General features: G+C 42.4%; 3 protein-coding genes, 1 other RNA gene and 1 pseudogene. All 5 read right to left on the reverse strand.

Features of this window, described 5'->3' with window-relative positions:
* On the reverse strand, positions 1-551 hold a 551-nt coding region (locus GMD1S_RS12520), incomplete at its 3' end, for an AAA family ATPase (protein ID WP_192808297.1).
* A complete protein-coding gene (locus GMD1S_RS11475; RefSeq protein ID WP_000796430.1) occupies positions 509-976 on the reverse strand; it encodes an isochorismatase family protein in 468 nt (155 codons plus the stop codon). The genes GMD1S_RS12520 and GMD1S_RS11475, both read right to left, overlap by 43 nt.
* A 9-nt stretch (positions 977-985) precedes the next feature.
* Positions 986-1,429, reverse strand: a complete 444-nt coding sequence (locus GMD1S_RS11480) for a dUTP diphosphatase (protein ID WP_000701976.1) — start codon at positions 1,427-1,429, stop codon at positions 986-988.
* Positions 1,430-1,483: 54 nt separating this feature from the next.
* An RNA gene (gene ffs / locus GMD1S_RS12110) (signal recognition particle sRNA small type) lies at positions 1,484-1,582 on the reverse strand.
* Between the two features lie 32 nt (positions 1,583-1,614).
* Positions 1,615-1,686, reverse strand: a pseudogene (locus GMD1S_RS12210) (tRNA-specific adenosine deaminase); the annotation flags it as partial.

Consider the following 1,686-nt stretch of genomic DNA (forward strand, 5'->3'; position numbering starts at 1 on the left):
GAGTCAATAATGAGGAAGTCTGGCTGAATTCTTTCTACTTCTGCGCGAACACTCTGCATATTGGTCTCTGCATAGAGATAAAACTCACTATCAATATCACCCAAGCGCTCTGCACGGAGTTTAATCTGCTGGGCAGACTCCTCCCCACTGACATAGAGAACAGTCCCTACTTGGGACAGCTGAGTTGAAACTTGTAGGAGAAGGGTTGATTTCCCAATCCCAGGATCCCCACCGATGAGGACGAGACTTCCTGGTACCACTCCGCCTCCAAGCACACGGTTGAATTCCTCCATATCCGTCTTGGTTCGATTGACATTGATGGAAGTCACCTCAGCCAGTTTCATGGGCTTGGTTTTCTCACCTGTCAAGGACACACGCGCATTCTTGACCTCTGCAACCTCAACCTCTTCTACAAAAGAAGACCAAGACCCACAGTTTGGACAGCGTCCTAAATACTTAGGTGAGTTGTACTCACAATTTTGACATACAAATGTCGCTTTTTTCTTAGCTATAATAATTCTCCTTTTACGGTTACTCCGAAAGAATGCCACTTATACAATGTATTTTGAAATTTATTCTGGTTGGCAACTCCGACAGCAGACAAATCGACAGAAACCTGATAATTCTCCTTGACAGCTGCCAAAACGGAAGCCTTGACACAGAAATTGCCATCTACCCCTATAAACTCTATGCTCTTAGCACCATTTCCCTCTAAAAAATCTTTTAAATCTGGATTAGTAAAGCAAGAAGCCCGACACTTCTCAAAGATACGAGAAGATACAACTAACAAGTTGGTCGCAAATTTCTTCTTTCTATCTTTTCTCTCCCAGAAAAAACGATTGAGAATATAGATAACTCGGTCGCTGGGATAAGTAGCAATTTTGTCATTTACAGCTGCAGTCAGTTCTTCATGATAGGCTTTTCCTACAGCAACATAATCTGACTGCATGTCTACAACTAATAAATAGTCTGCCATTTTATCCCTCTATTTCCCTGTCGATCCAAATCCACCAGTCCGCACGCCATCTGCCTCATCTCCATCTGCAATCAAGAAAGGAGCAAAGACAGCCTGAACCACACGTTCCCCAACTTCGAGAACCACTTCCTGATCAGTAATATTTTTCATCTGAGCAAAGATATGTCCTTCATTCCCTGGATTGCCATAATAGTCTCCGTCAATGACACCCACAGAGTTAATCAAGACCAAGCCTTTTTTACGAGGGTTTGAAGAACGGTCATAGAGATAGAGCACCTCTGTCGGTTGCATATAAGCCTTAACTCCTGTTGGGACCAATATAATCTCACCTGGCGCAATGACAGTTCGTTCGGCAACCTTTAAATCGTACCCAGCTGCATGAGCTGTCTCACGCTTAGGCAACAAATTTTCATCTGTAAAACTCGAAACCAATTCAAAACCACGAATTTTCATATTTTTCTCTTTTCTATAATCATTTATTCTAGGCTATTTTATCTTATTTATTCGAAAAAAGCACGAAAAAAGAGCACACAATTCACATCGCTTAGGGCTGCTGGATTCCTCCCCTGACCCGCTTCACGCAGAACTGTTGCTCCACTATTCATTATACCACATTCCCCTCTGTTTTTAAAGAGAAATTATTTTTTCCGTCGATTTCGGAAAAAGTCCTGCATAATCGCTGCACAGTCATCTTCCAAAATTCCCGTTTC

The sequence above is a fragment of the Streptococcus sp. GMD1S genome (assembly GCF_000296875.1).
Classification (GTDB): domain Bacteria; phylum Bacillota; class Bacilli; order Lactobacillales; family Streptococcaceae; genus Streptococcus.